This window comes from Halomonas sp. 72 (assembly GCF_052379785.1).
Taxonomy (GTDB): Bacteria; Pseudomonadota; Gammaproteobacteria; order Pseudomonadales; family Halomonadaceae; genus Vreelandella; species Vreelandella citrativorans.
Genome location: NZ_JBQSYY010000014.1, coordinates 50,649 through 77,086, shown reverse-complemented (window position 1 = coordinate 77,086; position 26,438 = coordinate 50,649). Strand labels below are relative to the sequence as shown.

Sequence of the window (26,438 nt, the reverse complement as noted above, 5' to 3'; positions counted from 1 at the left end):
GGAGATGATATGAAATATGGTAAAACAGAGCGCATTAGCGGTGTTGTGATTCTGCTTGCGCTACTCGCAATCGTTGTCCCTTGGCTGATGAGTGACCCGGCGCCGCGTGAGGAGCGACAGCAACCAACGTTCATTATTGAACAGCCCATAGAAACGGCGCGCCATGATGTAGACGCTCCCCAAATGCCCTCTACCATTAACCCTCAGCCCTCTTCAAATGTGGCAAGCAATGATGGGGTTAATGCACCGATAGATGCATCTCCGAGATTACCTGATACTTCTCAAATTGATGCGCCCAGTGAAACGGAAACCGTCGCACAAGCGCCTATGTCATCTTCAAACACTGACGCTCCCCAAAATGACCCCATTGCCGACCTGGTAGCCTCGAATAGCACGTCGACATCCAACAGCCAAAGCGCTGCAGGTTCTTCAAGTGCAGGTTCTTCAAGTACAGGCTCTTCAAGTTCAGGTTCATCAGGGGCGGGTTCATCGAGTGCTGGGCCAGCGTCTACACAGCAAGGTGGGTGGGCGGTCCAGGTGGGTAGTTTTGGCGATGCCGCGAATGCTCAGCGACTAGGTAGCCAGCTTACAGGCGAAGGATTTAGTGTTTTCCAACGCCAGCGCGACAATAACTTGACCACAGTGCTCGTGGGGCCTTACGCATCATCAGAGGATGGCGAAGCGGCGATGGCCTTAATTAAACAGCGCGCAAACGTGCAAGGTCTGTTAGTGCGAGTAAGAGATTAAACGATGGCGCTAACGTGGATTGATGCTGTATTTCTTGCCGTGCTGGCGCTTTCGATGCTGGCCGGCTTTGTTCGTGGTTTTGTTAGAGAAGCGTTGGGGCTTGGGGCATGGGTGGTTGCGTTAATGGTCGCCCGCGTATTGGCAGAGCCGGTCGCCGAGTTAATGAGCGGGTTTATCGAAAGTTTTGACGCTCGACTTGTATTGGCCTTTGCACTGGTTATTTTTGCGGTGATCTTGCTTTGCAGCATTGTTATTCGCTTGGTGCACGCGGCCATTGTATGGGTAGGCATGGGGCTTTTGAACCGTTTTGCGGGAGCTGTGTTTGGTATCGCGCGTGGCACGATCATCTTGCTGGTGGCCACGGTCGTTATTACGCTCACGCCGCTTGCCGAGCTTCAGGCATGGCAGCAAGCTTCGTTACGGCCCACCTTTATCGAGTTGCGCGATTGGGCGGTTAGCCAGTTGGATCAGTGGGAGCGTGAGCTGCCAGAAGCGCCCGCCTCTTTACGCGATATATCACTGCCTGAGATTCGCCCGCATGGCAGTTTTGCGCCGCAGCCCATGGATAGTCAATAACGCCTAACAGCGTGTTTTGCGCTTGGCTAACTGCTTGACGGGTACTGGTTAAACGCAAACGTATTAAAATGAGTTTTAAGAACGTACGGGCTTGTTTTGGCAAGCCATGGCACTAAAGCGAGGTAACTTGAATGTGCGGTATAGTGGGCCTTCTGGCCAAGCAGGCGGTAAATCAGGGAATCTACGATGCCCTGACCGTACTTCAGCATCGCGGCCAGGACGCTGCCGGTATGATGACCTGGAGCGAGGGACGCTTCTTACTGCGCAAGAGCAATGGGCTAGTGCGCGACGTCTTCCACACTCGCCATATGGCTCGCCTTAAGGGCAACCTGGGCATTGGTCACGTACGTTATCCTACCGCTGGTTCATCCAGCGAAGCGGAATCTCAGCCGTTTTATGTCAACTCGCCTTACGGTATTGCGTTGGCCCATAACGGTAACCTAACCAACTCTGAACAGTTGAAGCAGGAGCTTTTCTCAACCGATTTACGGCATATCAATACCAGCTCCGACTCTGAAGTGTTGCTTAACGTGTTTGCCCATGAGCTGGGTAAGCAAGGCCTGCATCTGGAAGCGGAAGATATTTTTGATGCGGTACGTAGAGTGCACCGGCGCTGCAAAGGCGGCTACGCGGCGGTCGCGATCATTAACGGTTTTGGTATGGTGGCATTTCGTGATCCTCACGGCATTCGTCCAGTGGTGTTTGGTACTCGCCAAACGGACGAAGGGCAGGATGTCATGATTGCGTCTGAGTCGGTCGCGCTAGACGTGGGCGGCTTTGAGCTTGAGCGTGACCTGTCACCCGGCGAAGCGATATTTGTGGATATGCAGGGCCAGTGTCATACGCAAGTATGTGCTGACCGCCCGGAACTGCGCTCGTGTATTTTCGAGCATGTATATCTGGCACGCCCTGACTCCATTCTGGACGGTGCCTACGTCTATGGCACGCGCATGCAAATGGGGCGCAAGCTGGGCGACCGAATCCTGAACGAATGGCCTGATCACGATATTGATGTTGTGATCCCCATTCCGGATACGTCCCGTACCTCCGCGCTGGAAATGGCCCAGCACCTTGGGGTGACGTATCGCGAAGGCTTTATGAAGAACCGCTATATTGGCCGTACGTTTATCATGCCTGGCCAAACGCAGCGTAAGAAATCGGTACGCCAAAAACTCAACGCCATCGACATTGAGTTCAAAGGCAAGAACGTGCTGCTGGTGGATGACTCGATTGTACGTGGTACGACCTGTAAGCAGATTATTCAGATGGCCCGAGATGCGGGTGCGCGTAAGGTTTACTTTGCCTCCGCTGCGCCGCCTGTGCGCTACCCTAATGTGTACGGTATCGACATGCCTGCGGCGGTGGAGTTAATTGCCCATGGCCGCACTGAAGATGAAGTAGGCGAGCTGATTGGCGCTGACCGAATTTTCTACCAGGATCTGGAAGACCTGAAAGATGCTTGTCGCGAAGTAAACCCGGAAATGGAAGCCTTCGACTGCTCGGTCTTTGATGGCAAGTATGTTACGGGGGATATCGATGAAGCGTATCTGGCCGTGCTTGAAGCCAGCCGGAACGATGCCGCGAAAGATCAAAGTGCGGGTGATCATGCGCTGGTCGATATGCACAATCAGGATGATGACCTCGACGACTAACGACAGGTCACTGATGCTTACTGAAAATAAGGGGTACGTCCATGCATAATGACAGCCAACAGGATGAGTGGTCGTTAGAGACGCTGGCGATCCGTGCAGGCCATCATCGCACCTTCGAGCAAGAGCATGCGGAGCCTATTTTTCCGACCTCTAGCTTTGTCTATGAAAGCGCTGCGGAAGCAGCGCGTAAGTTTGGTGGGCAAGAGCCTGGTAACGTTTATTCGCGTTTTACGAACCCCACTGTACATACTTTCGAGCGCCGCTTGGCAGCACTTGAAGGTGGGGAACGCTGTGTGGCAACAAGCTCGGGTATGTCGGCCATTTTATCGACGGCGCTTGCGTTATTGTCTGCCGGCGATGAAATCGTGGCATCGCGTTCGCTCTTTGGCTCGACCGTCAGCCTATTCGATAAGTACCTGGGCAAGTTTGGCATCACCACCCGCTACGTTGAACTCTCTAATGTAGAAGCGTGGGAAGCGGCTATTACGCCCAAAACGCGGCTCCTGTTCGCAGAAACGCCCTCAAACCCGCTTTCCGAGATTGCCGATATCCCGGCGCTTGCTGCCATAGCAAAACGTAATAATGCCCTTTTGGCCATTGATAACTGCTTTTTGACACCTGCGCTGCAGCAGCCTCTTGCGTTGGGTGCCGACCTCGTCATCCACTCCGCGACTAAGTACCTGGACGGTCAAGGGCGGGCCATCGGTGGCGCTGTCGTGGGTAAGCATGATGTACTGGAAGAAGTCTTCGGTGTGGTTCGTACCTGCGGCCCTTGTCTCAGTCCCTTTAATGCTTGGATATTTACCAAAGGGCTAGAAACACTCTCTCTACGAATGAAAGCTCATTGTGAAAATGCGCTCACGCTGGCGCGCTGGCTGGAACAACATCCTGCAGTAAGCAACGTGCATTACAGCGGTTTGGAAGCGCATCCGCAGCATATGCTTGCCAAGCAGCAACAGAAGGGCTTTGGCGCTGTGCTTGGGTTTGAGGTTGTTAATGGGCAGGAGGGCGCTTGGCAGGTGATTGATGCGACTCGTCTATTATCCATCACCGGTAACCTGGGGGATGTAAAAACGACGATCACTCATCCCGCGACGACCACGCATGGACGCTTATCCGATGCGCAAAAAGAGGCAGCGGGCATTGTTCCTGGGTTGATTCGTGTGGCGGTGGGACTGGAAAGCCAGCAGGACATTCAGCGTGATTTAGCGCGTGGCCTCGATGCGCTAGCAGCGGAACAAGGCTGACAATATAAGCTCTGTTTTATCGTTAGGCTTGCTTTATTGGCATAAAAAACCCCACGTGCGTGGGGTTTTTTGCGACAGATCTGCTTTCTAGAAGCTGTCAGTATTGCCTGCCTTACGAGTTAAGGCTGTGCAGGTCATTACCTTTAATTGTCCGGTCTGCTACTGTTTGCTGGCTTTCGTCGAAAGAGGCATCAAGTACCTTGTTTTGAGCCTGGCCGCCATTGATCGCAGGTAAGTCCGATGGGGACATAGTGAGGTCTTCCTGGCTGTAATGGGCAGTCGATGTTGGAATCATCACGGTGTTCAGTTTCTCTGAACCACGCTCAGCCAGTGCAGCTGCTGAAAAGGTAGTGGCAGATAAAGCGACGGCAATAGCGGCGACAGTAGTAAATTTTTTCATGATATAAACCTCATTAGTGTGTGGTTGTTCTCCCATGCATGGTGTGCTTTTTGCCAAGTCACTCGAGAACATGACGAGATTGTAAGCCTGCAAACTAGATAATAAAATTGATTAAAAGTACGCGAAATATTCTAAAAAATTGAATTAATTTCAATAACATTACCGGGAGTGTTTTTTTCTTGTTTTTTTCTTGTTTTTTTCTTGTTTTTTTCAATGCTCCTTGCCTCTGTTTTTTAAATTCTCCACACCTATCAGTAGGAACCGCTTACTGGTTGCTGATTGTGCGGTCCATGAAAGCTGTTAGCATGTTAATCAATGGTTTTTACGAACGCTGTATTCTGCTTTTTTCAGCAGTCTTTTAAAGCGCCAGCCGGTATGCTCCTGATATTCATAGCGGTAGCCGCGCAAGAGTCGCTCTTTCGGCGGCTTGAGAAACCGAAGGTCGTTTTGATATTTGATGATAGTGTTCAGCTGAGTGCTTTGATGGGGGCTCCGCTGGGATTAACGGGCGCTCTCGCACTGTCTTGACTTCGATAAGAGCAGGCCTGCGATAGCCATGAGCGAAATGCCAACACTTGGGCATGTTTGACAGGAAGTCGAGTCAGCATAGCGTTTGTTTGGTAGTAACGAGGAAGAAAATAATGTGGCGGAACACGCAGCGCACTTGGGGTCTCGTGAGTATTCTGTTTCATTGGCTTAGCGCCATAGCAATTATTGGCCTGTTTATATTGGGCTGGTGGATGACGGGGCTTGGCTACTACGATAGCTGGTACAATCAGGGGCCATGGGTGCATCGTTCGATTGGCATGCTACTGTTGATAGCCACGGTTGCACGCATAGCGTGGCGCTTACTGCAGCCGACGCCGGCAGGTGAAGGCAGCCGCTTCGAAGTCCTGGCAGCCCATCTGGGCCATATCGCGCTCTACATCGTTTTGCTTCTTGTCATGCTTAGCGGTTATATGATTTCTACGGCTAATGGCCGGGGTATTAGCGTTTTCGGTTGGTTTGATGTGCCTGCATTACTGCATGGCCTTCCTAATCAAGCCAGCATCGCCGGTGATATTCATTGGTACAGCGCATTAACATTGGTAGTTTTGGCTGCAGGCCATGCGTTAGCCGCATTTAAACATCACTGGATTGATCGACACGCTACACTGGTGCGTATGGTTAATCCGGTGCGCCGATCTGAGCATTCATAAGCAATAAATGCTAATACATAAGTGCTAATTAAAAAGTACTAGTTAAAACGTACTTCGAGCTTGGTGAGCAAGCTCGTAAATACTGGCTGGAATCGCGTTTTCGAGCATGGAGTAAATAAAAATTCTCTGTGTCTATTAAGGAAAGAGAGGAGATAACCATGATGTTGAAGAAAAGTGTCGTTGCATCTGCTATTGCCGCGGCTGCATTAGTGCCATTAAGCCAGGCTCAGGCAGCTGATTATAACGTTGACACCGAAGGCCAGCACGCTTTCGTACAGTTTAAAATTAGCCATCTTGGCATGTCTTATATTCTGGGTAGTTTTGAAGAATTTGATGGCCAGCTCTCTTACAATGAAGATGATGTAGACGCTTCTGCTGTTGAGTTCGAGGTTCAGGTGAATAGCTTGAACTCTAACCACGCTGAGCGTGACCGTCACATTCTGAGCAGTGACTTCCTGAATGCAAGCGAATATCCAACCGCTTCATTTGTCTCGACCAGCTTTGAATCAACAGGCGACAACGAAGGTGTTGTGACGGGTGATTTAACGTTACACGGCGAGACGCAAGAGATTGAAATGCCCGTGACGTTAATCGGTCAAGGTGAGGACCCATGGGGTAATTACCGTGCCGGTTTTGAAGGCAGCACAATGCTTACCTTGGGCGATTTTGGCATCGATATGAGCGACTTCCCCGAGCCCATGCACGAGCTAGAGCTTTATGTAACGTTTGAAGGTATCCGTCAGTAAGTTATCCGTGTTAAAAAGCGCCACCGCCCCAAGGGGCGGTGGCGCTTTTGGTTATAAACATTGCAAATGAAGGAGTTACCGGTTTGAGCACTATATCGAGTCAGCGCAAGTTGGCAATAACTCTATGGCGCCAAACCTGGCCGATGGCCATCGGGGTACTGGCGTTATTGGGTTTTCAACTTGTTGATAGTGCTTTTGTCGCTCGCCTTGGCACTGCACCTTTGGCAGCGCAATCGTTTACCTTCCCACTCTCTTTCTTAATTATTGGGATCCAAGTGGGTATGGGCATTGCCATTGCAGCGCTTATTTCTCGAGCCTTGGGAGCTGATGAGCATGCGAGAGCAAAGCGCTTAACCAGCCTGGTATTGCTTGCTGGGGGAGCCGTGATTGGCGTGCTGGGTATAGGCTTATGGCTTTTTCATGAGCCTGTTTTTCGTCTGTTAGGCGCAGATAACACGGCACTTTCTTACATCCGTATTTATTGGGGGCCGCAACTTTTTTCAGCATGGCTGGGTGCGGTGCTTTATTTTATCTATAGCGTATTTCGTGCCCACGGCAATACCAAGCTACCAGGTAAAATGATGGTGCTTAGTAGTGTAGCCAACCTGGTGCTCGATCCACTGCTGATCTTTGGTGTTGGCTCCTGGGAGGGCTTGGGGTTGCCAGGGGCTGCTTGGGCAACGTGTATCGCATTCGCTTTGGGGTTAGTGATTACAAGCCAGGCGCTGATACGTAAGCAATGGGTGTCTAACGTTGGACTCTTGGGTGAGGCCAAACACTCCTGGCGCCCTTATGTAGGCATTGCCGCTCCCGCGATGGTGAGCCAATTGATGCCACCTCTTGCCAGCATGTTAACCATTGCCGTTGTCGCTGGGCTTGGCGATACCCAAGTAGCAGCGTGGGGGCTGGCAAGCCGCCTGGAAACGCTTTCGCTGATGGTCATACTGGCGATGACCATGTCGCTTCCGCCTTGGTTGGGGCGCTGTTATGGGGCCGGGGATTGGGGGCAAATTCAGCAGTTAATACGCTTGGCGCTTAAAGTGGCTGTTATATGGCAGCTAGGTCTTGGCGTGATACTTGCTTTGGGTGCGCCTTGGCTCGCGATGGTTCTGGCGGGAACGCCTAACGTGCAAAGCGAGCTCACACTACTGATTCGCTTCTTGCTGCCAAGTTATGCTGCGCTAGGGGTATGTATGTTGGTGGTATCGGCGGGAAATGCGTTGGGCTGGCCGCTGCGCGCCATGCTGCTTTCCAGTGCGCGCCTCTTTGTCTGCTACTTGCCTTGCCTGTGGGTAGGCTCTCTGCTCTTTGGCTGGTGGGGCTTGGCGGTAGGGGCAGCGATAGGAAATTTGTTGTCGGGTTTAACTGCGTGGGTCGTATTGGTACGTATATTATCCCGCCCGCAACGGCAGGCGGGATACAACGCCTCAAGTAATTAGCAAATTAATGGGTAATTAACACATAGCCAATTAATGCTTGTGTGGCGCTTGCTGGAATGAGAAATAGGCAAATAGCAGCGCCATTGCCAAGTAGCCGAGCACAAATTGTGGCGCGGCGTTCAATGCAAGTTGAGGCGCGTGCATTAAACCGACAAATGAAAAGCCTGCTGCAATCAAGGCAAATACGGCAGCGCGGCGAAACTGATGATCAATCACCGATACCGTCATTGCGCCCAACAAAATAGCCATAAACATGGCGCCTTGGCCCATCACCACAATGGCACTGGAAATATCGCTCACCACTTCGCCTGCGCCACGGCTAAAGCGTGTCATTATATAGTTAGCAAAGTAGGGCAGCATGGCGAGTGCAACGGCGGGATAATAGCGCGTATCGTTGGCCTGGAATGCCGTGGCAATCATCGACATGCCCACAAAGACTAATATGGGCGCTACCACGGAGACGGGAATAATGGCTGCCAGGGCGGCAATTAATCCTGTCATGGTGGCCAGCGCATAAACAGCACCGTTCAATAAGCTGTAACCGCGCCCGGCGCCCATCCACTTTGCGCCTACCGTGGCGATATACACGGTAGTAGGAAAAACGCCGCCAAATAGTGCGCCGATCATGGTACCTACGCCGTCAACCGCCTGACATTCGCGGACGTCGTATTTGTCGCCAGCTGCCTCCATCGCTTCAACGTTGTTCATGGTCTCAATGGCGTTATAAAGCGTAATAGGAAGAACAACGGTTAGAACAGCGAGCATACCGGTAAATAGTAAACCTAAACCTTCAAACCAGGCCAAATTGGGAAGCAGCGGGTAAAAGCCCAGGTGCGTAAATGCATCGCTGAAGCGCTCACTGCCGGCATCGCCAATCAAGTAAGCCATCGCCGTGCCGACAATAATCGCGAACAGCGAGGTAGGTAGCTTAAAGGGCATGCTGACCCGGGCTACCAGGCCAACGATAATAATAGCCAGCACGAGAAGGCCAATAACCGGTACTTCCAGTGTTTTAAACAGCATCTCACCGGCAATAAACGTGAGAGCTACCCCCGCGACAGCCCCCAGCATGGCAGCCCGTGGCAGATGATACTGCACCCATCGGCCAATCAGGCTAATCGCCGCTTCAATAGCGCCACTAATAAAGCAGGCAGCCACCGCAACCTTCCAGGCCAACTCGGTATCACCGGTCAGTTGCTTGGCGGGTAACAGTACGCCAAATAAAAATACAAACATAACCGGAGTAGAAATGCCGTATGAAAGGGCGGTAACGTCGGTACGGTTCTCTTTCCTGGCTAAGCGTGCAGCGCTCCAGGCGTAATAGAAATTGCCGACCATAACGGCAACGGCCGCTCCTGGCAGCACCTGACCATAGACGATCGAGGCAGGGAAGCCCATGCCCAGCATGGTAATCGCGATAACGATAAAGTTGGCGATATTATTTTGGAAGAGAGCAAAGAAGGCATCGGTGTCTTCTTTTTTATACCAAGGGTAGTGTGTGCTGGCTGCCGCCATGGAAAGCCTCGTTAATAAAAGAGTTTAACAGTGCAAACCGTTAGGCAGATAGACCCAGGTGGGGTTGACTGATCGGTCAGGTTGGCGCTGAACAGGACGCCGCACGGGCGGCCTTGGCTCTGGCGGCAAGCGCGCAATTGTACACAACAATACAACCATTCCCAAGATACAAAAACGCCCAGGCAAAGCCTGGGCGCTGAGTAAAGCGTTAGGCAATGCGGTTAGTCGTTAACCGCTGCAATTGCTTTGGCAAGGTAAGGGAGATTTTCATGAGAGAAGCCCGCAACGTTGGCGCGTCCAGAGCGGACCATGTAAATGCCAAACTCATCGCGTAAGCGATCTACCTGGTCAGGCGTTAGCCCGGTGTAGGAGAACATGCCGCGCTGTTCAGCAACACAAGCATATTTCTGATCCAGGCCGTAGGGTTTCAGGGCTTCCACAAAATCACGGCGCAGCGTATTAATACGGTCACGCATTTCGGTGAGTTCTTCACGCCACATGGTGGTCAGTTCGGCATCGTTTAAAATTTCGCTTACGATGGCGCCGCCGTGAGCAGGCGGGTTGGAGTAGTTTTCCCGGGCCACAATGGCCACCTGAGAACGCACATTCTCCATCTGCTCCGCGTCTTTAGCGACCATGATAAGGCAGCCAGTGCGCTCGCAGTAGATACCGAAATTCTTCGAGCAGGAGCTGGTGATAATCACTTCGTCCAGCTGTTCGGCTAGTAGGCGTACGCCGTAGGCATCTTCATCAAGCCCTTCACCAAACCCTTGGTAGGCGAAGTCAACGAGTGGTAGGAGCTTACGTTCACGTAGAACGACCAGCACTTCCTGCCACTGCTCTTGGGATAGATCAAAACCGGTCGGGTTATGGCAGCACGCATGCAGCACCACGACGTCGCCTTCAGGAATTTTTTTCAGCGCGGCCAGCATGCCTGAAAAATCGAGGCGGTTATCAGCATCTACATACGGATATTTATGCAGCGCTATGCCCGCAGACGTAAAAATACCGTGGTGATTGGGCCACGTCGGGTCACTTACCCAAATACCTTTATGGGGTAGCTGAGTCGCAATAAAGTCAGCCGCTAAGCGTAACGCACCGGTACCGCCGGGGGATTGAGTAGCGCTGGCGCGTTTGGCTTCCAGTACGGAGGAGTCGCTACCCAGCACCATGGGCAATACGACATTGCTGTAGGCGGGCGCCCCGTGCGAACCGATATAGGTTTTGGTGGCTTCATTCTTGAGCAGGCGAGCTTCAGCTTCTTTGACTGCGCGCATTACCGGTGTAGTACCCTTTGAATCGCGGTAAACCCCTACGCCCAAATCAACCTTTTGCGGATTGGTATCTTTTTTGAAAGCTTCGATCAGCCCGAGAATGGCATCTCCAGGGACTCGCTCAATATGCTCAAACATTTACTCAGCTACCTCGTCGGTTCTGGCGGCAAGAATGAAATCATTAAGATGCAGGCCATTAATACGATGTGTCCACCACATTACGGTGGTTTTACCCCATTCGGTGATTAGCATGGGGTGGTGTCCGGCCTGCTCTGCTATCTCGCCAACACGCTGGGTAAATGTCAGCGCCTTGGCAAAGTCATAAAACGAAAAGCTTCGTGACAGCTTTATGATGCCATCGTGCTCGACAATCCGCCACTCCGGTAATTGCTCAAGATAAGCCTGACACTCGCTTTTATCTAGCGGCGGGGTATCTTTCGAGCAGGGCTCACAGATAGTTTGTGCAAGCCTGAGCATATACATTCCCTCATAAAATCGGCATAACACTGGTCATGAAAGCAGACAAACGCAAACACGGCCAATTATCATTGGAATGATTACGCGTAAGCAACAATATAGGTATGAATTTTGTCAGGAGGTGGAATGAGTGGTTTTGTTAGCCTGGTGGGCGCAGGTCCTGGCGATGCAGAGTTATTAACCTTAAAAGCCTACAAGCGCCTTCAGCAAGCAGATGTCGTGCTTTACGACCGCTTGGTTAGTAGCGCTATTTTGGCGCTACTGCCGAGCAATACGCAGCGCTTCTATGTTGGAAAGGTCCGATCGCAGCATAGCGTTCCTCAACAGGAGATTAATCAACGCTTGGTCGACTGGGCCATTGAGGGCAAAAGCGTCGTAAGGCTTAAAGGCGGTGACCCGTTCATATTTGGTCGCGGCGGTGAAGAGTTGGAAGCGCTAATCACTCATGGAGTAGCGGTGGAGGTTATTCCCGGTATCACCGCCGCCTCAGGATGCTCCGCTTATGCTGGCATTCCGCTTACCCACCGTGATCATGCACAGGCTGTCCATTTTGTGACGGGGCATTGGGCGGATGATGAGCAGGCAGTGGAGTGGGAAGCGTTAGCAAAACCAAACCAAACACTGGTTTTCTATATGGGGCTAAACAGCGTTGGTGTAATTAGCCAAAAGTTGATGGCGTATGGGATGTCGCGTGATACGCCTCTGGCGTTGATTGAGCAAGGGACGATGGCTGAACAGCAAATCCATGCGGGAACATTGGCATCGCTGCCTGAGGCCTTGACGACAGGCCGTATTCAGTCACCGGCGCTTTTAATTATTGGTGGTGTGGTTTCACTGCACACAAAGCTTGCGTGGTTCAAAAATGCTCATCCAGGCGAAGCTCCTGTTCATAATGATCTACAGTAGAAGGTGGGTTTGGCTAATGCATTGAATCTGCTAGTGGACTGGCTAGATGCCATTTGCTGTGTATGCTTGTAATGGACGATATGCGCTAAACGCACCTTTAACGCTGCTGATATCGGTAGCCTGGTAGAGAGAGGGACGCAGAATGTCAGAAGAAAACCATTCGGATCATCAGACGCCTGCGAGCAGGCTGGATGCCAAAACACTATTTAAAGATAACCGAGTCAGGGCTATCGCGGGTATCGCCGCCATTGCCGTTATTTGGGCGATCATGGCTCAGTCCAACGCAGGCACTCATAAAGAGCGTGTTGAAGCGCTTGAAGGGCAACTGGCAAGTGCTGAACAGGACAACCGCCGTTATAGCCGCCGTATCCAGGAAATAGATCAGGCAGAAACCAATTTAGCGGACATGCAGGAAGAGGTGGCGCAGCTTGAAGAGCAGCGCAATGAAGCCAGTTCTGCGTTGGAAAGCGCACAAAATGACGTGGCTACTATTCAGACACGTCTTGAAGCATTAGAAACTCAACGAGATGAACTTCAAAATGAAGTGGATGCTTTAAACCAGGAGCTGGAAAACGCCCAGGGTGATATGCAGTCACTACGCGATGAGCGCGATGAAATCACAACGACCCGTGATAATGCTGAAGCGACACTTCAGCAGATAGAAGAAGCCCAGCAGAGCGCTGATGAAGCGCGGCAAGAGGCTGAAACCGCACGCCAACAGGCTGAAGAGCAGCGTCAGCAAGCGGTTGAAGCACTAAGTAGCGCTGAAGATGATTTTGCTGAACTTGAAGAGCAGAGCCGTCAAGCGAATGAAGCGCTCTCTGGCCTTGAGGAGCAGGTAGCTTCGGCACAAAGTGAACTGGATGAGTTGGAAAATACCCGTGACTCCCTCACCTCTGAGCGTGATGAGCTTCAAAACGAAGTCGATTCATTGGTTGAGCTTCGTGAAGAGGAGTCGCAGAGCCTGGAGCAGGTGCGTGGCGAAATGGAAGACTTGATGGTTGCGCTTGATCTTGGTCGTAATGAAGTTGCTAACATTAATAGCGATATTGAAGCGCGTGAAGAAACCTTATCTCAACTGGAGTCTCAGCTAAGTAGTTGGCGAGACGAGCTTTCTTCCCTTGATCAGCGTTTAGGTAGCGCCGATGATGCAGCAAATGACGCTTCATCTGAGGGCGGCGCAACGGATCAGGCACCTGCAAACGAAAGCGATAACAACCAGTCACAGAGCCAACAGCAAAGTAATAATTAAGCGTATTCGTCTGAATCAACCAGACGAATTGACAGGCGGATGTTGGTAGCCCCAGCATCCGTTTTTGTTTGTTGGTTTATGAATACGTGGCCACAGAGTATCATTTGGCACAACGTAAATAGTTTTTGCCTGGATTATAGGAGCGCGACTAATGGACGGCGTTAAACATATTGTCGCAGTGGCCTCGGGAAAAGGTGGGGTTGGTAAATCGACCGTCACCGTTAACCTGGCGCTGGCACTGTCTGCTCAGGGTTATCGTGTGGGCGTACTGGATGCGGATATTTATGGTCCAAGCCAGGCGCAAATGCTTGGTGTGAAGGAGGGTGTCCGCCCCGAAGCGACTGACAACAACCAGTTTTTACCGTTGAATGCCCATGGCCTTCAAGCCATGTCGATGGCCTTTTTGGTCAATACGCGTGAAGCGATGGTCTGGCGCGGGCCAATGGTGGTGGGGGCTTTTCAGCAAATGCTCACACAAACACAGTGGGATAATCTTGATTTCCTACTGATTGACATGCCCCCAGGCACCGGCGATATACAGCTGACACTGGCGCAAAAAGTGCCAGTAACGGGGGCGGTTATTGTGACCACCCCGCAAGATATCGCGCTGTTGGATGCGCGTAAAGGTATCGAAATGTTCCGCAAGGTGAATGTTCCGGTGCTTGGTGTGGTTGAAAACATGAGCCTTTACCACTGTGAAAACTGTGGTCATGAGGCCGCAATTTTTGGTACAGGAGGAGGGGATAGCATTGCCGAAGAGTACCAGACAACCGTACTGGGACGGCTGCCATTGACGTTGTCCATTCGAGAGCTGGCAGACTCGGGTACTCCAAGCGTTATCTCAGAGCCTGATAGCTCGGTAAGCCAAGCGTTTGCAGAGATTGCCAGGCAAGTTGCCCAGTCAGTAAATGGCAGCGAAAGCGATGGGCCCACTATTTCTTTTAGCGAGTGATGAAGTAACACATGAGTATCAAATCAGATAAGTGGATTCGTCGCATGGCACAAAGCGATGCCATGATTGAACCGTTTGAAGCAGAGCAGGTTCGCTATGTTAATGATCAGCGAGTGATCTCTTACGGCACATCCAGCTATGGCTACGATGTCCGCTGTGCCGATGAATTTAAGGTGTTTACCAACATTCATTCGGCCATCGTTGATCCTAAAGCGTTTGACGAAAAAAGCTTTGTGGACGTAAAAGGTGATGTTTGCATTATTCCGCCTAACTCGTTTGCGTTAGCTAGAACGGTTGAGTATTTTCGTATTCCGCGCAGCGTGCTGACTATTTGCCTGGGCAAATCAACGTATGCGCGTTGCGGTATTATCGTGAACGTCACGCCGCTTGAGCCGGAATGGGAAGGGCATGTAACGCTTGAGTTCTCTAACACGACCAATTTGCCCGCCAAGATTTATGCTCACGAAGGTGTGGCGCAAATGCTATTTTTAGAGTCCGACGAGGAGTGCGAAACGTCGTATAAAGATCGAGGTGGGAAATACATGGGGCAGCGTGGTGTTACGTTGCCGCGCACGTAATAGATACGCCTGTTAAGTAGCCCTAAAAGTAAGGCCTTACGGGAAACCGTAAGGCCTTACTTTCTATTTACTGTGCGCGTTTCTGCGAACAGTAACCGACAGGTCGATCAACTACACGTCGCTGTCTTCATCCAGCTCTTCATCAAGCTCTTCAGCGGCATCGGCATGAGAAAGGCGCATACCATGTTCAGGCAGAAGATGGCCGTCCATTTTAGCGCCTTCCGCGCTGTACTGTAGCCGCCCCTCTAAAAACCACTGTACGGCGATTGGGTAAATCAGGTGCTCGCGGGCGTGGACCTTCTCTTTAAGCGTCTCTGCGTTATCCTCAGGAGTAACCGCTAATTCTGCTTGCAGAACTACGGGGCCGCCATCCAGCTCTTCGGTAACAAAATGCACGCTGCAACCGTGGCTGGTTACTTTGTCGGCCAGTGCCCGTGCATGGGTATTTAACCCTTGGTACTCGGGCAGCAGTGAGGGGTGAATATTCAGCATCCGACCCAAAAAGCGTTGTACAAAGCGCGGCGTTAAAATACGCATAAAGCCAGCCAGCACAATCACGTCGGGTTCATGACGCTCAATCACCTTAATCAGCGCGCTGTCGTAAGCCTCGCGGTTGTCATATTCACGATGAGGCAGGGCGACGGCCTCGATGCCGGCCTCGTGGGCGCGCTTCAAACCATAAGCGTCAGCCACGTTGGAGATCACCGCCACAATCTCGCCGCCTAAACGGTCATGCGACTGCGCATCAATCAATGCTTGAAGATTACTGCCACTGCCTGAAATCAGCACAACGACCCGCCGTGGCCCGGTAGGTTCTGGCGTCATGTCGGTAATCGTGTCGCTGGGATATTCGGTACCACTCATGCTGACAGGTTCTCCAGCACCACCGCTTCTTCCTGACGTTGGGTAATATGCCCGATACGATAAACCGTTTCGCCTTGAGCTTGCAGGTGAGCCATGGCCTGTGCAGCTTCAGCCGCAGGAATCACCAGTACCATACCGATGCCGCAGTTAAGCACGCGGTGCATTTCGACTTCGTTAACATTGCCTTGGGCCTGAAGCCAATCGAAAACTGCGGGGCGCTGCCACGTATTAATATCAATATGTGCTGCTAGCGTATCAGGCAGTACACGCGGAATGTTTTCCAGCAGGCCGCCGCCGGTAATATGGGAAAGCGCATGCACCGGAATAGAGGTGCCGCGCATTAGTGAAAGTAATGATTTGACGTAGATACGAGTCGGCGCCATTAATGCATCACCCAGTGGGGCATTATCTACCTGGGTGTCGAGAGAGGCATTGCTGACGTCAAGGATCTTACGAATCAGTGAGTAGCCATTGGAGTGAGGGCCTGAGGAGGCAAGCCCAAGAAGAACATCGCCTTCTGCCACTTTACTACCATCAAGAATTTCGGACTTTTCCACCACACCAACGCAAAAACCGGCTAGATCATAGTCGCTGCCTTCGTACATGCCCGGCATTTCGGCGGTTTCACCACCCACCAGAGCGCAGCCTGCCAGTTCACACCCCGCACCAATACCCGTGACAACATCTGCCGCGATATCCACATCCAGCTTGCCCGTGGCATAGTAGTCAAGGAATAACAGCGGCTCAGCACCTGCAACAATCAAATCATTAACGCACATGGCCACCAGGTCGATGCCGATAGTGTCATGTTTGCCAAGGTCCATGGCGAGACGTAGCTTGGTGCCTACGCCATCGGTGCCAGACACCAGTACAGGCTGCTTGTAACCTGCTGGCAGCTCGCATAGTGCGCCAAAGCCGCCTAACCCGCCCATTACTTCGGGGCGTGTGGTACGTTTGGCAACGTGTTTAATGCGGTCAACTAGGGCATTTCCGGCATCAATATCGACACCTGCATCTTTATAGCTGAGTGAAGGAGTAGCCGGAGAAGTGGAAGTCTCGGTCATGACAGTTCCTGTGAAGCCTATAGCAGTACGGGGTAGTGCTGGCGAAATGGCCAGTGCTGGGCAATAACTGCAGAAGATTGTAACACCCAGCGGCGTGGGTCGCATCGCCGGTATACATGTTGGGTCAGTGTTCCTCCAACTTTTGTTATTATTAAGCGTACAAAGCGCTATTGATGGATCCAGGAAGGAGAGTCATGTAATGCGAAATTCATGGTTAGGGGTTGGCCTGCTCGCGATTTTCATTGGGCTGGTGTATGTACTTAATTCGGTGTTGATGCCCTTTATTGCCAGCATGGTATTAGCCTATTTAGCTGACCCGCTGACTAACTACTTTCAGCGGCTGGGAATGAAACGACCTTTCGCCGTGAGCCTGGTATTTCTGGTGCTGCTTATTGTATTAACGGCGAGTCTATTGATTTTTATTCCGCTGGTGATTCAACAAATCAAGCAGCTAGGGGAAGTGATGCCTGACATGTTCATGTGGATTGAGAATGTGCTGGCGCCACAGGTTCAGGAGTGGACGGGCTACGATTTGCGTGCCGAGTTAATCAATGTGCGTGAAGTATTGGTGGAAAACTGGCGTGATGCGGGAGGGTATTTGGCTCAAGCGCTAGGCCAAATTGGCCGCTCAGGTATGGCCTTTATGACATGGATTACTTATATCGCTTTGATTCCTGTCGTGACATTTTATTTACTCCTCGACTGGAAACGGATGCTGCGCAATCTTGCAAGCCTGGTGCCAAGGCAATGGGCTGATGATACGTTTCGCTTAGCGCGGCGTTGCGATGAAGTGCTGTCCTCTTTTTTACGCGGCCAGCTTTTGGTGATGTTGTGCTTGGGCGTTATTTACGCGACCGGTCTTACTGTGATGGGGCTTAATTTTGGTTTGTTGATAGGGTTTGTTGCCGGCCTGGTAAGTTTCGTACCCTTTTTGGGGTTTATTGTTGGCATTGCCGTCGCCTTAATTGTTGCATTATTTCAATTCGGTACGTGGTGGGCGGTGCTCGGTGTGATCGTGGTATTTAGTATCGGTCAAGCTGCAGAAAGTGTCATACTGCAGCCCAAACTATTGGGCGATAAAATTGGTTTGCATCCTGTCGCCGTTATTTTTGCTGTACTGGCGGGTGGAAATTTATTTGGGTTTACCGGTGTGCTGTTAGCGTTACCCGTTGCAGCTGTTTTTATGGTGCTGCTTAGAGAGCTTAATGATCGTTATAAACACAGCACCTTTTATAATGCAGAACAAGGCTCGCTAACGCCTTTAAATCACCATAATGAGCTGGGGCGTCACGACGAAAGGGAGTCACCATGAGCCGAGTGCCGGCACAGCTGCCGTTAGGAGTAGGGTTGCGCGATGATGCAACCTTCAATAACTATTACGCTTCAGGCGCGAATGCTCCACTGGTTGAACATCTGACACAACAATTTCAGCCGAATGCAGAGCCGTTTATCTATTTATGGGGTGCGCAAGGCAGCGGCAAAAGCCACCTGCTTCAGGCCGCCTGCCATGCGGCTTCCGATGCGGATATGCGGGCCTTGTATTTACCGTTAGCTGACCTGGGGCATTTTCCGCCCCTGATGCTTGAAGATATAGAGCGATTGGATTTAGTCGCGATTGATGATCTTGAGTATGTCGTTGGCCGAAAACGGTGGGAAGAAGCCCTGTTTCATGCGTTTAATCGCCTGCGCGATGCTGGCAAACAGCTTGTTATCGCCTCTAACACACCTCCGCGCCAGCTTGAGGTTGTGCTTCCGGACCTTGCTTCACGCCTTACCTGGGGAGTGACGTTTCATTTACATCCTTTGGATGACGAAAGTCGTTTGGCCGCGCTTAGGCTGCGCGCCAATGTCAGGGGAATGCAGCTACCCGATGACGTAGGGCGCTATATTTTGCACCGCGGACCTCGCGAATTAGGCGATTTATGTAAGGCGATTGAAACTCTGGATCAGGCTTCCTTGTCGGCTAAGCGTAAACTGACAATCCCGTTTGTTAAGTCTGCACTTGGCTGGTAAGCAAAAGCCCGCTGAGTGGATCAGCGGGCATCTAATGATTAAGTGTTCAGAACTTAAAAAATCAGCTCGTTTGACGCATCTTGCCAGCAGCAGCCTGTGCTTGTTTCACGTTTTCTTCGGTTAGTTTTTGGCTTTTCTTGAAATAATCTTGCTGAAGCGACACCACTTTGTCGGCATCGCCTTTCACGCGTTCCGCTAGCTGCTTAACAACCTGCTGTTGGCCTTCCATATAACTACGCAACCCTTGCGGATCTTTAACGCTGGTTAGCTGGCGCAATTGGTGAATGCCCGTATCAGCATAAGCCTGGCTTGCCTCCACCTGAGCGTTCAGCATCTGTTCAGCATAATCAATCGTTAGCGCAGCATAAGCGCGTACAGGGGCCATAAAGACGTTATCAAACTGCTGGTTCATTTCATTTGTGTTGAATGTATTCATTATGAAACTCCTGCCTGGACAATAAAATGCCATTCGTTTAGCGTTTTTGCAGTGCAGCATAGCAGTCGTTTTTGTGCGCCGCAATATAAAGAGGCAGGCTTAATGTGAGCATGATGGGACATGACGGTTTACCTGGCCGGTTGGAGCGTCTAGTTTGAAAAGCGGCAGCGGTTGGGAAGGGATTTGCCCACGTGATCGCTTGTAGATAAGGTTGATTACCACTCAAAGGAGAGAATCATATGGATACTCGTATCGAGCGCGATAGCATGGGTGAGCTTGAAGTGCCTGCTTCCGCGCTTTATGGCGCTCAAACGCAGCGGGCCATTAATAATTTTCCGGTGTCTCACACCCCTATGCCCCCAGAGTTTATCCATTCCGTAGCGCGGATAAAGCTGGCTGCAGCGCGGGCTAACCAGCAGTTGGGCCTGTTGGATGATGCTAGATCCAGGGCTATTCAAAACGCAGCACAGGCTGTGATTAACGGGCAGCACGACGACCAGTTCCCGATCGACATTTTTCAAACGGGCTCGGGCACCTCTACCAATATGAACGTGAATGAAGTATTGGCTACGCTGGCAAGCCGTGAAGGTGTCGATGTGACGCCTAATGATCACGTGAATATGGGGCAATCAAGCAATGACGTTATCCCAACCGCCATACATGTGTCAGCAGCGATTGCGGTTAATGAGTCTCTCAAGCCAGCACTTGAGCATTTAAAGACCTGTATTGATCAGCGTGCCGAGGAGCTAAAAGATGTTGTCAAAACGGGACGCACCCATTTAATGGATGCGATGCCGTTACGTATGGACCAGGAACTCGGGGCCTGGTCGAGTCAATTAGGGCAGGCTATTGAGCGATTCGACAGCGCGATGAGCAGGCTATGCCGCTTGGCACAGGGTGGGACAGCGGTTGGTACGGGTATTAATGCACCTGAGGGATTCGCTGAGCAGGTAGCCAAAGAGCTAAGCGAGCAAACCGGGCTTAATTTTGCACCCAACGATAGTTTTTTTGCCAGTCTTTCATCTCAGGATGCCGCCGTTGAACTATCCGGGCAGTTAAAAGGCCTCGCGTGCGTCATTATGAAGATTGCCAACGACTTACGCTGGATGAACTCAGGCCCCTTGGCTGGGCTCGGCGAAATTGAGCTTGAGGCGCTTCAGCCGGGTAGTTCCATCATGCCGGGCAAAGTTAACCCTGTGATTCCTGAGTCGGCAGCGCAGGCGTCAGCCCAGGTGATTGGGTTGGATTCGGCCATTACCGTGGCAGGCCAGAGTGGTAATTTTCAGTTGAACGTCATGCTGCCACTGGTGGCAACGAATTTGCTCACGGCGATTACGCTAATGAGTAATACGTCACGGCTACTGGCGGATAGAGCAATTGCAACGTTCAAGGTGCGAGAAGATAACTTGCAAGTCCCCTTGGCTCGAAATCCGATTCTGGTGACCGCGCTTAATGGCGTGATTGGCTATAATGCCGCGGCGGCAGTGGCTAAAAAAGCCTACCAGGCAGGTAGGCCTATCATTGATGTTGCTGAGGAAGAGACGGATCTGGACCGTAAAACGCTGGAACGCCTTTTGGATCCAAGCGTATTGACCCAGGGAGGCGTTCCGGAGTAACCCGTCGATCAGATTAGTTGCTTCTCGGTTTTGCCTTTTTGAATCGTTTCGCTGGCTTGTTGATGCTCTTCGCTGTCTGCTTCGGGTCGCTCCTGCTCATTTTGGCGAGAGGGCTGATAGCATAGGGTGGCGAGAATAGGAAAGTGGTCAGACCCAAAGGCATCAAGGCGCTGCATGTTGACCAGGGTGAAGTGGTTGGTTACAAAAATGTGATCAAGAGGCCAGCGTAATAAGGGGTTCTTGGCGTGGAAGGTACTAAACATGCCCCGTCCGCGCCTGGGGTCAAGCATGCCGCTAACCCTGCAAAATAGTCGAGTGGTACGTGACCAGGCGACGTCATTCAGATCGCCAGCCACCAGGGTAGGCTGGGGCGTTTGATGTACCTCTTGGCCCACCCATAAAAGTTCGGCATCACGCCATAACGACTTTTCGCTTTCTGATGGCGCAGGTGGGCGAGGGTGGACGGCATATAGGCGAATATAATCGCCGCTTTCAAGCTGCACTTGGGTGTGAATGGAAGGAATGTCCTCCTGAATTAGCCACTTAACGGAGGTGTCTTTCAGCGGCAAGCGCGAATAAAGATGCATGCCGTACAAGTTATCTAAAGGCACTTTAACGTTATATTTCCAGCGTTCTGCTAGCACGGGGTCGAGCTTATCCTGCCACCACTGATCTGACTCAAGGGTTAAAATGATATCCGGCTGGTGTTGCTGGATCATCCCCAATAATCCTTCCGTGTGCCGATTAGGCGTCAGCACATTGGCAATTAAAAGCGTAATGTGCTGTTTGCTGGAAGACTGCTTGGATGCGTTTTTAACGTCCACTGGCCATAGCCGAGTCCAAGGCAAGATATATTGGCTTTGTAAAGCGACGGTGATGAGAACGATAACCCAAATCGCGGTACGCCAATTGCCAGGCGATAGAAAGACGAGAGCGGATACCCCACAAAGCAGCGACAGAGTTGCTATTTGAACGCGAGGGAATTCAAAGCAGCGGATCCACCACCAGCGAAGAGGGATGCGTGCAATCAGTGTTGCAAGCAGTGGTATTAACGCTATGCACGCAAGGAGGGGGGTAAGGAGAGGGGCGAGCATTATGGGTTTCCTGCTTTAAAAAGAGGGGTGGACGGTTTAAAATGCTGAAAATTTAAATACTCACTTACGTAGCGATTTTATAGCGAGATAGGGCGTGAGTGGGTTGTTCAGAAAGAAAAAATTAGCTTGCAATGCAGTGATAAATAAGTAGAATACGCATCCGTTGCACGACAGGACCATAGCTCAGTTGGTTAGAGCGCCACGTTGACATCGTGGAGGTCGGCGGTTCAAATCCGCCTGGTCCTACCATCATCGCAACCTTTTCTATTTAGGACCATAGCTCAGTTGGTTAGAGCGCCACGTTGACATCGTGGAGGTCGGCGGTTCAAATCCGCCTGGTCCTACCAAATTGTTAGCCCCGTGCTTTTTAAAGCACGGGGTTTTTTTGTTTAGCGTCGTTCTCATGCCGTGCACGTTTATTGCGCGCAGCATTGCTATTCAGACACAGCTTACCTTGTCGGGTGTATCGCCCGGAGATCAGGGGGCTTGGTACGCTGTGTCTTTTGGCGTGAGATGATGCCTGTCACGATAACGTCATGCTTCATAAAGTACAATATGTGTATAGCTATTGGCATGGCGCTATGCGGGAATTCGCGCTGTGATGAACAACTCTCTCCATGAACATGATTCAAGGATGAAGATATGTATCTTAATTTATTGCCCCGTTGGGCCTCAGTTTTTGGTGGCTTAAAGTTAGGCCGTAAATCTGCAAATAAACCGCCGCTAGTGAGCGATAATAGTGAGAGTGTGGAGCTTGATGAGTATTTTCATACGGCTCAAGAGCTAGGGTTGAGCCGCTATAAGGCAGAAGAAATATTCAACCAAACGCTAAGAAAAGCGCGCCGCCGCTCTGAGCTATCCATGAGCGACGGTATTTTTCGCGCTTACTGCACCATTCATCTACATGCTTATCACTAGCGGGTCGGTAGATCTGTTTGGCGCTGAAAAGTCGCTATTAGCGCTTCGGTTCCTGCCTGATCGTCTGCGGTAAAGCGCGCAGGTAGTGGGCTGTCCAGGTCTAGAACGCCCCATAGAAAGCCTTCTATCACGATGGGAATGACCAGCTCGGAGCGTGAGTCGGCATCGCAGGCAATATGGTCTGCGACGGCGTGTACATCATCGACCCGCTGTGTTTGCTGCTGACGCGCTGCGGCTCCGCATACGCCTTTGCTAAAAGGGATGGGGTGGCAGGCGGGCTTGCCCTGAAAAGGCCCTAGCCCCAGGATCTCGGGTTGACGCTGAAGATAAAACCCCACCCAGTTTAGGTCAGGTACTTCCTGCTGAATAAACGCGCACATTTGAGCGCTGTTGGTAAGCCAGTCGCGTGTATCAAGCAGGGCTTCGAGCTGGCGGTTGAGTAGCGCGTAATTAATGGTTGGCATCATTATCTCATCATAAACGCATCAGGCCGACACTAAGGTCGGCCTGATGAGGTGCTTGCTGAAGGGGTTATTCAGTCCAGCCCGGCACGGCAGCGCCTTTAAACAGCTCTTCAGCTTTGGCTGCTACTTCGTCGCGCTGATAGGCATCCACTAGTTGGCGAATATCTTCACGCTCTTCGTCACCGCCGCGTACGGCAATAAGGTTCACGTAGGGAGACTCAGGCCCTTCTTTGATCAGGGCATCGTCAAGCTTCAAACCAGCTGGTTGGGCGAACGTGTTGTTGATAAACGCCATGTCGACATCGCGCAATACACGGGGCAACTGGGCAGCTTCAATTTCACGGAAGCGGAAGTTGCGCGGATTCTCGGCGATATCGATCGGCGTCGCTTCCAGATACTCCGGGTCGTTCAGTGTGATCAGGCCTTCGTTATGCATCAAAATCAACGCACGACCTTCATTGGAAGGGTCGTTGGGCAGTGCAATCTGCGCGCCGTCGGGCAGATCTTCAATGCTATCGAATTTTTCTGAATAAGCACCGATCGGATAAACAAAGGTATAGCCTGCAACGGCAAGGTCATAGCCGCGATCGCTAACCATGGCATTCAAGTAAGGGGCGTGCTGGTAGGCGTTGGCATCAAGGCTACCGTCGGCCAGCGCAACGTTGGGCGTTACGTAGTCGGTAAATTCGATAATTTCGACATTAAGGTCGTACTCTTCTTTGGCAATCCGCGCCGCCACTTCCATGACTTCAGTTTCGGGGCCAGCAACGGTACCCATTTTCAGCGTGCGGGTTTCTGCGTTTGCAACGTTAACGGCCAGTGCCAAGGCTGTCAGGCTACCAATTATTAGTTTTTGCATGATAAGTCTCCTAATGCGTTGTATCGTCATTTTTTAATAATATTGGAATAAGAAAAATAATTCTAATGTTTTTTTGTTATAAGAGAGCATAGCCAATTGCGATCACTATTTACGATCACTTTTGCGCACCAGATAGTCGCCCAGGCTTTGAAAGCCTTGCACCATGACCACCAAAATAATCACGGTAATCAGCATAATAGTGGGGTTAAAACGGTTGTATCCATAACGGATGCCCAGGTCCCCCAGGCCGCCGCCACCTACCGCACCCGCCATAGCGGAGTAACTGACTAGCGTTACCAGCGTAATGGTTAAGCCTGTAATGATGCCGCCCCGTGCCTCTGGTACAAGTACCTTGCGAATAATCTGCCACGGGGTTGCGCCCATGGACTGAGCAGATTCTACCAGGCCCGGCGACACCTCATTGAGTGCGCCCTCTATCAGACGCGCCACAAAAGGGATGGCCGCAATGGTTAGGGGAACTGATGCGGCGTTGATGCCTATCGACGTACCTACCAGCATACGTGTGAACGGGATGATGGCTACCATCAAAATAATGAAAGGAATCGAGCGGCCAATATTAGTAATAATGCTCAATACCTGATTAAGCACTGGCTGGGCTAGAATTTGCCTTGGCCGTGTCGCGTACAACAATACGCCTAATGGTAGGCCGAGCAGTGTCGAAATGACGCCAGAGATGGCCACCATATACAGCGTATCCAGCGTGGCCTGTAAAATAAGGTCAAACATTGCGCTGGACATAACCAAGTACCTCGACTTCTAACTGGTGAGACTGAAGATAATCCATTGCCTGTTGCGTCTGCTCTGTCGTGCCAAGCAGTTCTGCAATCATAAGCCCTAAGGTGCGGTCCTGAATGGACTCGACTTTGGCCTGTAAAATGCTGACATCCACATTGCACTCGCGGGCCAGGCGGGAGATAAGCGGTGTTGAGACGGCATCGCCAGAAAACGTTAGGCGTACGACGGGGTGAGAGGTCTCTCCTGGCGTATCGCTTAAGCGTTCGATCAGCTCTTTAGGGGGGCTAAGCTGGAGAAAATCGTTCAAAAATTCGCGGCCAAGCTGAGTGCTGGGGGCCGTGAAAAAGTCGCCGACTTCTGCGTCCTCCACGAGTGTGCCGTTGGAAATAAGGCTTACGCGGTGGCAAATTGACTTAACCACTTCCATTTCATGGGTAATCAACAAAATAGTGATACCCAACTGGTGATTAATATCACGCAGCAACTCAAGAATAGAGCCGGTAGTTTGTGGATCTAATGCCGATGTTGCTTCATCACACAGCAGCACATTGGGTTGGCTGGCTAGAGCGCGGGCGATAGCAACACGCTGCTTTTGGCCACCCGAGAGCTGCGCGGGATACTGTTTGGCTTTGTCCGCCAGCCCGACCATTTCCAGTAGCGGGAGTACGCGGTGTTGAATGGCGCTACGTTTTTCACCCATCAGTTCAAGCGGCAGAGCAACGTTATCAAACACGTTCCGCGTAGTAAGCAAGTTGAAGTGCTGGAAAATCATGCCAATGCGGTGACGTGCCTGGTTTAGGGCGCCGCCGTTTAAGCGAGTCATCTCTTGGCCATCCACGGTCACGCTGCCACTGGTTGGCCGCTCAAGTAAGTTAACGCAACGGATTAGCGTGGATTTTCCAGCGCCGGATAGGCCGATAACGCCGTGAATAGCGCCTCTAGGTACGTGCAAATTAACATCTTTCAAGGCGTGAACGGCGTTATTGCCGCTGCCATAAGTTTTACTGACGTTGCTAAGTTCAATCATAGCGTCTGCCTTAATAGGAGGCCAAAGACGGAGTGCAAGGGAGCAAGCGTAGGGCGAGGAATAAAAAAAAGGCCACCCTTTCGGGTGGCCATCAACGCTGGACACACCCTTTTAGCTGCACTTCACCAAACCTGTGGCTTGGTGGGCGCCCGCAATATGGGTACAAATCGGCGCCATTACATGGGCCGAAAGTCTAAGCAGCCCCTTCCTCTTTGTCAATTGAAACCGGCTGCTTTACGCGTGTGGCCGCTTGATTAGGCGCAGTCGTGCGTTTTTAAACGTTTTTAGGCGTACTGCACTTTGCTTTGCGTCCATCAAGGCATTTGATTAGCGTCACGCATGCTGCTCATCATGCTTTCCCGGGTGC

The 26,438-nt window shown here is 51.4% G+C and carries 27 protein-coding genes and 2 tRNA genes; 17 read left to right on the top strand and 12 right to left on the bottom strand.

The genetic code is table 11. From position 1 onward, the window contains the following. Positions 1-9: 9 nt before the first annotated feature. The 4 genes from ACT3T6_RS12955 to ACT3T6_RS12940 all read left to right on the top strand — a co-directional run bounded on the left by ACT3T6_RS12955 (position 10) and on the right by ACT3T6_RS12940 (position 4,222). Entirely contained in the window at positions 10-747 is a 738-nt protein-coding gene (locus ACT3T6_RS12955; RefSeq protein WP_193054635.1) for an SPOR domain-containing protein, read from the top strand. 3 nt (positions 748-750) lie between these two features. Beyond that, on the top strand, positions 751-1,323 hold the full coding sequence (locus ACT3T6_RS12950) for a CvpA family protein (protein WP_193054636.1): 573 nt from the start codon (positions 751-753) through the stop codon (positions 1,321-1,323). Between the two features lie 131 nt (positions 1,324-1,454). Then, positions 1,455-2,975, top strand: a complete 1,521-nt coding sequence (gene purF / locus ACT3T6_RS12945; protein ID WP_172118409.1) for an amidophosphoribosyltransferase — start codon at positions 1,455-1,457, stop codon at positions 2,973-2,975. Between the two features lie 41 nt (positions 2,976-3,016). After that, positions 3,017-4,222, top strand: a complete 1,206-nt coding sequence (locus tag ACT3T6_RS12940) for an O-succinylhomoserine sulfhydrylase (RefSeq protein WP_193054637.1) — start codon at positions 3,017-3,019, stop codon at positions 4,220-4,222. Between the two features lie 112 nt (positions 4,223-4,334). On the opposite strand, the gene ACT3T6_RS12935 is transcribed toward ACT3T6_RS12940, so the two are convergent. Next, a complete protein-coding gene (locus ACT3T6_RS12935; protein WP_172118411.1) occupies positions 4,335-4,622 on the bottom strand; it encodes a hypothetical protein in 288 nt (95 codons plus the stop codon). 641 nt (positions 4,623-5,263) lie between these two features. Between ACT3T6_RS12935 and ACT3T6_RS12930 the strand changes: the two genes are divergently transcribed. From ACT3T6_RS12930 to ACT3T6_RS12920, 3 genes are all read left to right on the top strand, one after another. Further along, a complete protein-coding gene (locus ACT3T6_RS12930; RefSeq protein WP_193054638.1) occupies positions 5,264-5,821 on the top strand; it encodes a cytochrome b in 558 nt (185 codons plus the stop codon). 161 nt (positions 5,822-5,982) lie between these two features. Beyond that, positions 5,983-6,567 (top strand): YceI family protein, encoded by a 585-nt coding sequence (locus tag ACT3T6_RS12925; RefSeq protein ID WP_193054679.1) that lies wholly within the window; start codon positions 5,983-5,985, stop codon positions 6,565-6,567. Between the two features lie 143 nt (positions 6,568-6,710). After that, on the top strand, positions 6,711-8,006 hold the full coding sequence (locus ACT3T6_RS12920) for an MATE family efflux transporter (RefSeq protein ID WP_193054680.1): 1,296 nt from the start codon (positions 6,711-6,713) through the stop codon (positions 8,004-8,006). Positions 8,007-8,036: 30 nt separating this feature from the next. On the opposite strand, the gene ACT3T6_RS12915 is transcribed toward ACT3T6_RS12920, so the two are convergent. The 3 genes from ACT3T6_RS12915 to ACT3T6_RS12905 form a co-directional block, all read right to left on the bottom strand. Next, on the bottom strand, positions 8,037-9,521 hold the full coding sequence (locus ACT3T6_RS12915) for an NCS2 family permease (protein WP_193054639.1): 1,485 nt from the start codon (positions 9,519-9,521) through the stop codon (positions 8,037-8,039). Positions 9,522-9,742: 221 nt separating this feature from the next. Next, the gene (locus ACT3T6_RS12910; RefSeq protein WP_193054640.1) at positions 9,743-10,933 is read right to left on the bottom strand and encodes an amino acid aminotransferase; all 1,191 of its coding nucleotides are present in this window, start codon (positions 10,931-10,933) and stop codon (positions 9,743-9,745) included. Continuing rightward, on the bottom strand, positions 10,934-11,272 hold the full coding sequence (locus ACT3T6_RS12905) for a 4a-hydroxytetrahydrobiopterin dehydratase (protein WP_172118416.1): 339 nt from the start codon (positions 11,270-11,272) through the stop codon (positions 10,934-10,936). A gap of 126 nt (positions 11,273-11,398) precedes the next feature. On the opposite strand from ACT3T6_RS12905, the gene cobA reads away from it, so the two are divergent. From cobA to dcd, 4 genes are all read left to right on the top strand, one after another. Then, positions 11,399-12,178: a uroporphyrinogen-III C-methyltransferase gene (cobA, locus tag ACT3T6_RS12900; protein ID WP_193054641.1), complete on the top strand. Its 780-nt coding sequence runs from the start codon at positions 11,399-11,401 to the stop codon at positions 12,176-12,178. A 142-nt stretch (positions 12,179-12,320) separates the two neighbouring features. Beyond that, positions 12,321-13,430 (top strand): kinesin, encoded by a 1,110-nt coding sequence (locus ACT3T6_RS12895; RefSeq protein ID WP_193054642.1) that lies wholly within the window; start codon positions 12,321-12,323, stop codon positions 13,428-13,430. 151 nt (positions 13,431-13,581) lie between these two features. Further along, a complete protein-coding gene (gene apbC, locus ACT3T6_RS12890; RefSeq protein WP_172118419.1) occupies positions 13,582-14,382 on the top strand; it encodes an iron-sulfur cluster carrier protein ApbC in 801 nt (266 codons plus the stop codon). An 11-nt stretch (positions 14,383-14,393) separates the two neighbouring features. Then, a complete protein-coding gene (gene dcd / locus ACT3T6_RS12885) occupies positions 14,394-14,960 on the top strand; it encodes a dCTP deaminase (protein ID WP_172118420.1) in 567 nt (188 codons plus the stop codon). Between the two features lie 111 nt (positions 14,961-15,071). Here the strand turns inward: dcd and purN are convergent, their stop codons facing one another. Together purN and purM are read right to left on the bottom strand one after the other, a co-directional pair. Next, positions 15,072-15,824 (bottom strand): phosphoribosylglycinamide formyltransferase, encoded by a 753-nt coding sequence (purN, locus tag ACT3T6_RS12880; RefSeq protein ID WP_193054643.1) that lies wholly within the window; start codon positions 15,822-15,824, stop codon positions 15,072-15,074. Continuing rightward, positions 15,821-16,888, bottom strand: coding sequence for a phosphoribosylformylglycinamidine cyclo-ligase (purM, locus tag ACT3T6_RS12875; RefSeq protein WP_193054644.1), 1,068 nt, complete (start codon positions 16,886-16,888; stop codon positions 15,821-15,823). The genes purN and purM overlap by 4 nt, the downstream gene beginning before the upstream one ends. A 199-nt stretch (positions 16,889-17,087) precedes the next feature. Here purM and ACT3T6_RS12870 point away from each other — a divergent pair, with 199 nt between their 5' ends. Beyond that, positions 17,088-18,200, top strand: a complete 1,113-nt coding sequence (locus tag ACT3T6_RS12870; protein ID WP_193054645.1) for an AI-2E family transporter — start codon at positions 17,088-17,090, stop codon at positions 18,198-18,200. Further along, the gene (gene hda / locus ACT3T6_RS12865) at positions 18,197-18,901 is read left to right on the top strand and encodes a DnaA regulatory inactivator Hda (RefSeq protein WP_172118424.1); all 705 of its coding nucleotides are present in this window, start codon (positions 18,197-18,199) and stop codon (positions 18,899-18,901) included. Before ACT3T6_RS12870 ends, hda begins: the two co-directional genes overlap by 4 nt. 61 nt (positions 18,902-18,962) lie before the next feature. On the opposite strand, the gene ACT3T6_RS12860 is transcribed toward hda, so the two are convergent. Then, a complete protein-coding gene (locus tag ACT3T6_RS12860; RefSeq protein WP_193054646.1) occupies positions 18,963-19,337 on the bottom strand; it encodes a phasin family protein in 375 nt (124 codons plus the stop codon). A 239-nt stretch (positions 19,338-19,576) separates the two neighbouring features. Between ACT3T6_RS12860 and ACT3T6_RS12855 the strand changes: the two genes are divergently transcribed. Continuing rightward, on the top strand, positions 19,577-20,953 hold the full coding sequence (locus ACT3T6_RS12855) for a class II fumarate hydratase (protein ID WP_193054647.1): 1,377 nt from the start codon (positions 19,577-19,579) through the stop codon (positions 20,951-20,953). Positions 20,954-20,961: 8 nt separating this feature from the next. Here ACT3T6_RS12855 and ACT3T6_RS12850 read toward each other — a convergent pair whose 3' ends face one another. Next, the gene (locus ACT3T6_RS12850; RefSeq protein WP_193054648.1) at positions 20,962-22,047 is read right to left on the bottom strand and encodes an endonuclease/exonuclease/phosphatase family protein; all 1,086 of its coding nucleotides are present in this window, start codon (positions 22,045-22,047) and stop codon (positions 20,962-20,964) included. Positions 22,048-22,219: 172 nt separating this feature from the next. Between ACT3T6_RS12850 and ACT3T6_RS12845 the strand changes: the two genes are divergently transcribed. The 3 genes from ACT3T6_RS12845 to ACT3T6_RS12835 all read left to right on the top strand — a co-directional run bounded on the left by ACT3T6_RS12845 (position 22,220) and on the right by ACT3T6_RS12835 (position 22,965). Further along, a tRNA-Val gene (locus ACT3T6_RS12845) sits at positions 22,220-22,296 on the top strand. A gap of 21 nt (positions 22,297-22,317) precedes the next feature. After that, positions 22,318-22,394: transfer RNA gene (locus ACT3T6_RS12840), tRNA-Val, on the top strand. A gap of 295 nt (positions 22,395-22,689) precedes the next feature. Beyond that, entirely contained in the window at positions 22,690-22,965 is a 276-nt protein-coding gene (locus ACT3T6_RS12835) for a hypothetical protein (protein WP_193054649.1), read from the top strand. Here ACT3T6_RS12835 and ACT3T6_RS12830 read toward each other — a convergent pair. From ACT3T6_RS12830 to ACT3T6_RS12815, 4 genes are all read right to left on the bottom strand, one after another. Beyond that, on the bottom strand, positions 22,962-23,429 hold the full coding sequence (locus tag ACT3T6_RS12830; protein WP_193054650.1) for a GAF domain-containing protein: 468 nt from the start codon (positions 23,427-23,429) through the stop codon (positions 22,962-22,964). The genes ACT3T6_RS12835 and ACT3T6_RS12830 overlap by 4 nt on opposite strands. Positions 23,430-23,496: 67 nt before the next feature. Further along, positions 23,497-24,288 (bottom strand): MetQ/NlpA family ABC transporter substrate-binding protein, encoded by a 792-nt coding sequence (locus ACT3T6_RS12825; protein WP_172118430.1) that lies wholly within the window; start codon positions 24,286-24,288, stop codon positions 23,497-23,499. A gap of 105 nt (positions 24,289-24,393) precedes the next feature. Continuing rightward, positions 24,394-25,047: a methionine ABC transporter permease gene (locus tag ACT3T6_RS12820; RefSeq protein WP_087107396.1), complete on the bottom strand. Its 654-nt coding sequence runs from the start codon at positions 25,045-25,047 to the stop codon at positions 24,394-24,396. Further along, positions 25,028-26,071: a methionine ABC transporter ATP-binding protein gene (locus tag ACT3T6_RS12815; protein WP_193054651.1), complete on the bottom strand. Its 1,044-nt coding sequence runs from the start codon at positions 26,069-26,071 to the stop codon at positions 25,028-25,030. The genes ACT3T6_RS12820 and ACT3T6_RS12815 overlap by 20 nt, the downstream gene beginning before the upstream one ends. Positions 26,072-26,438: the final 367 nt, after the last annotated feature.

Excerpts from the sequence above, each read along its gene's own strand:
- ACT3T6_RS12955 (WP_193054635.1), top strand. The coding sequence starts at position 10 with ATGAAATATGGTAAAACAGAGCGCATTAGCGGTGTTGTGATTCTGCTT.
- ACT3T6_RS12950 (WP_193054636.1), top strand. The coding sequence starts at position 751 with ATGGCGCTAACGTGGATTGATGCTGTATTTCTTGCCGTGCTGGCGCTT.
- purF (WP_172118409.1), top strand. The coding sequence starts at position 1,455 with ATGTGCGGTATAGTGGGCCTTCTGGCCAAGCAGGCGGTAAATCAGGGA.
- ACT3T6_RS12940 (WP_193054637.1), top strand. The coding sequence starts at position 3,017 with ATGCATAATGACAGCCAACAGGATGAGTGGTCGTTAGAGACGCTGGCG.
- ACT3T6_RS12935 (WP_172118411.1), bottom strand. The coding sequence starts at position 4,622 with ATGAAAAAATTTACTACTGTCGCCGCTATTGCCGTCGCTTTATCTGCC.
- ACT3T6_RS12930 (WP_193054638.1), top strand. The coding sequence starts at position 5,264 with ATGTGGCGGAACACGCAGCGCACTTGGGGTCTCGTGAGTATTCTGTTT.
- ACT3T6_RS12925 (WP_193054679.1), top strand. The coding sequence starts at position 5,983 with ATGTTGAAGAAAAGTGTCGTTGCATCTGCTATTGCCGCGGCTGCATTA.
- ACT3T6_RS12920 (WP_193054680.1), top strand. The coding sequence starts at position 6,711 with ATGGCCATCGGGGTACTGGCGTTATTGGGTTTTCAACTTGTTGATAGT.
- ACT3T6_RS12915 (WP_193054639.1), bottom strand. The coding sequence starts at position 9,521 with ATGGCGGCAGCCAGCACACACTACCCTTGGTATAAAAAAGAAGACACC.
- ACT3T6_RS12910 (WP_193054640.1), bottom strand. The coding sequence starts at position 10,933 with ATGTTTGAGCATATTGAGCGAGTCCCTGGAGATGCCATTCTCGGGCTG.
- ACT3T6_RS12905 (WP_172118416.1), bottom strand. The coding sequence starts at position 11,272 with ATGCTCAGGCTTGCACAAACTATCTGTGAGCCCTGCTCGAAAGATACC.
- cobA (WP_193054641.1), top strand. The coding sequence starts at position 11,399 with ATGAGTGGTTTTGTTAGCCTGGTGGGCGCAGGTCCTGGCGATGCAGAG.
- ACT3T6_RS12895 (WP_193054642.1), top strand. The coding sequence starts at position 12,321 with ATGTCAGAAGAAAACCATTCGGATCATCAGACGCCTGCGAGCAGGCTG.
- apbC (WP_172118419.1), top strand. The coding sequence starts at position 13,582 with ATGGACGGCGTTAAACATATTGTCGCAGTGGCCTCGGGAAAAGGTGGG.
- dcd (WP_172118420.1), top strand. The coding sequence starts at position 14,394 with ATGAGTATCAAATCAGATAAGTGGATTCGTCGCATGGCACAAAGCGAT.
- purN (WP_193054643.1), bottom strand. The coding sequence starts at position 15,824 with ATGAGTGGTACCGAATATCCCAGCGACACGATTACCGACATGACGCCA.
- purM (WP_193054644.1), bottom strand. The coding sequence starts at position 16,888 with ATGACCGAGACTTCCACTTCTCCGGCTACTCCTTCACTCAGCTATAAA.
- ACT3T6_RS12870 (WP_193054645.1), top strand. The coding sequence starts at position 17,088 with ATGCGAAATTCATGGTTAGGGGTTGGCCTGCTCGCGATTTTCATTGGG.
- hda (WP_172118424.1), top strand. The coding sequence starts at position 18,197 with ATGAGCCGAGTGCCGGCACAGCTGCCGTTAGGAGTAGGGTTGCGCGAT.
- ACT3T6_RS12860 (WP_193054646.1), bottom strand. The coding sequence starts at position 19,337 with ATGAATACATTCAACACAAATGAAATGAACCAGCAGTTTGATAACGTC.
- ACT3T6_RS12855 (WP_193054647.1), top strand. The coding sequence starts at position 19,577 with ATGGATACTCGTATCGAGCGCGATAGCATGGGTGAGCTTGAAGTGCCT.
- ACT3T6_RS12850 (WP_193054648.1), bottom strand. The coding sequence starts at position 22,047 with ATGCTCGCCCCTCTCCTTACCCCCCTCCTTGCGTGCATAGCGTTAATA.
- ACT3T6_RS12835 (WP_193054649.1), top strand. The coding sequence starts at position 22,690 with ATGTATCTTAATTTATTGCCCCGTTGGGCCTCAGTTTTTGGTGGCTTA.
- ACT3T6_RS12830 (WP_193054650.1), bottom strand. The coding sequence starts at position 23,429 with ATGCCAACCATTAATTACGCGCTACTCAACCGCCAGCTCGAAGCCCTG.
- ACT3T6_RS12825 (WP_172118430.1), bottom strand. The coding sequence starts at position 24,288 with ATGCAAAAACTAATAATTGGTAGCCTGACAGCCTTGGCACTGGCCGTT.
- ACT3T6_RS12820 (WP_087107396.1), bottom strand. The coding sequence starts at position 25,047 with ATGTCCAGCGCAATGTTTGACCTTATTTTACAGGCCACGCTGGATACG.
- ACT3T6_RS12815 (WP_193054651.1), bottom strand. The coding sequence starts at position 26,071 with ATGATTGAACTTAGCAACGTCAGTAAAACTTATGGCAGCGGCAATAAC.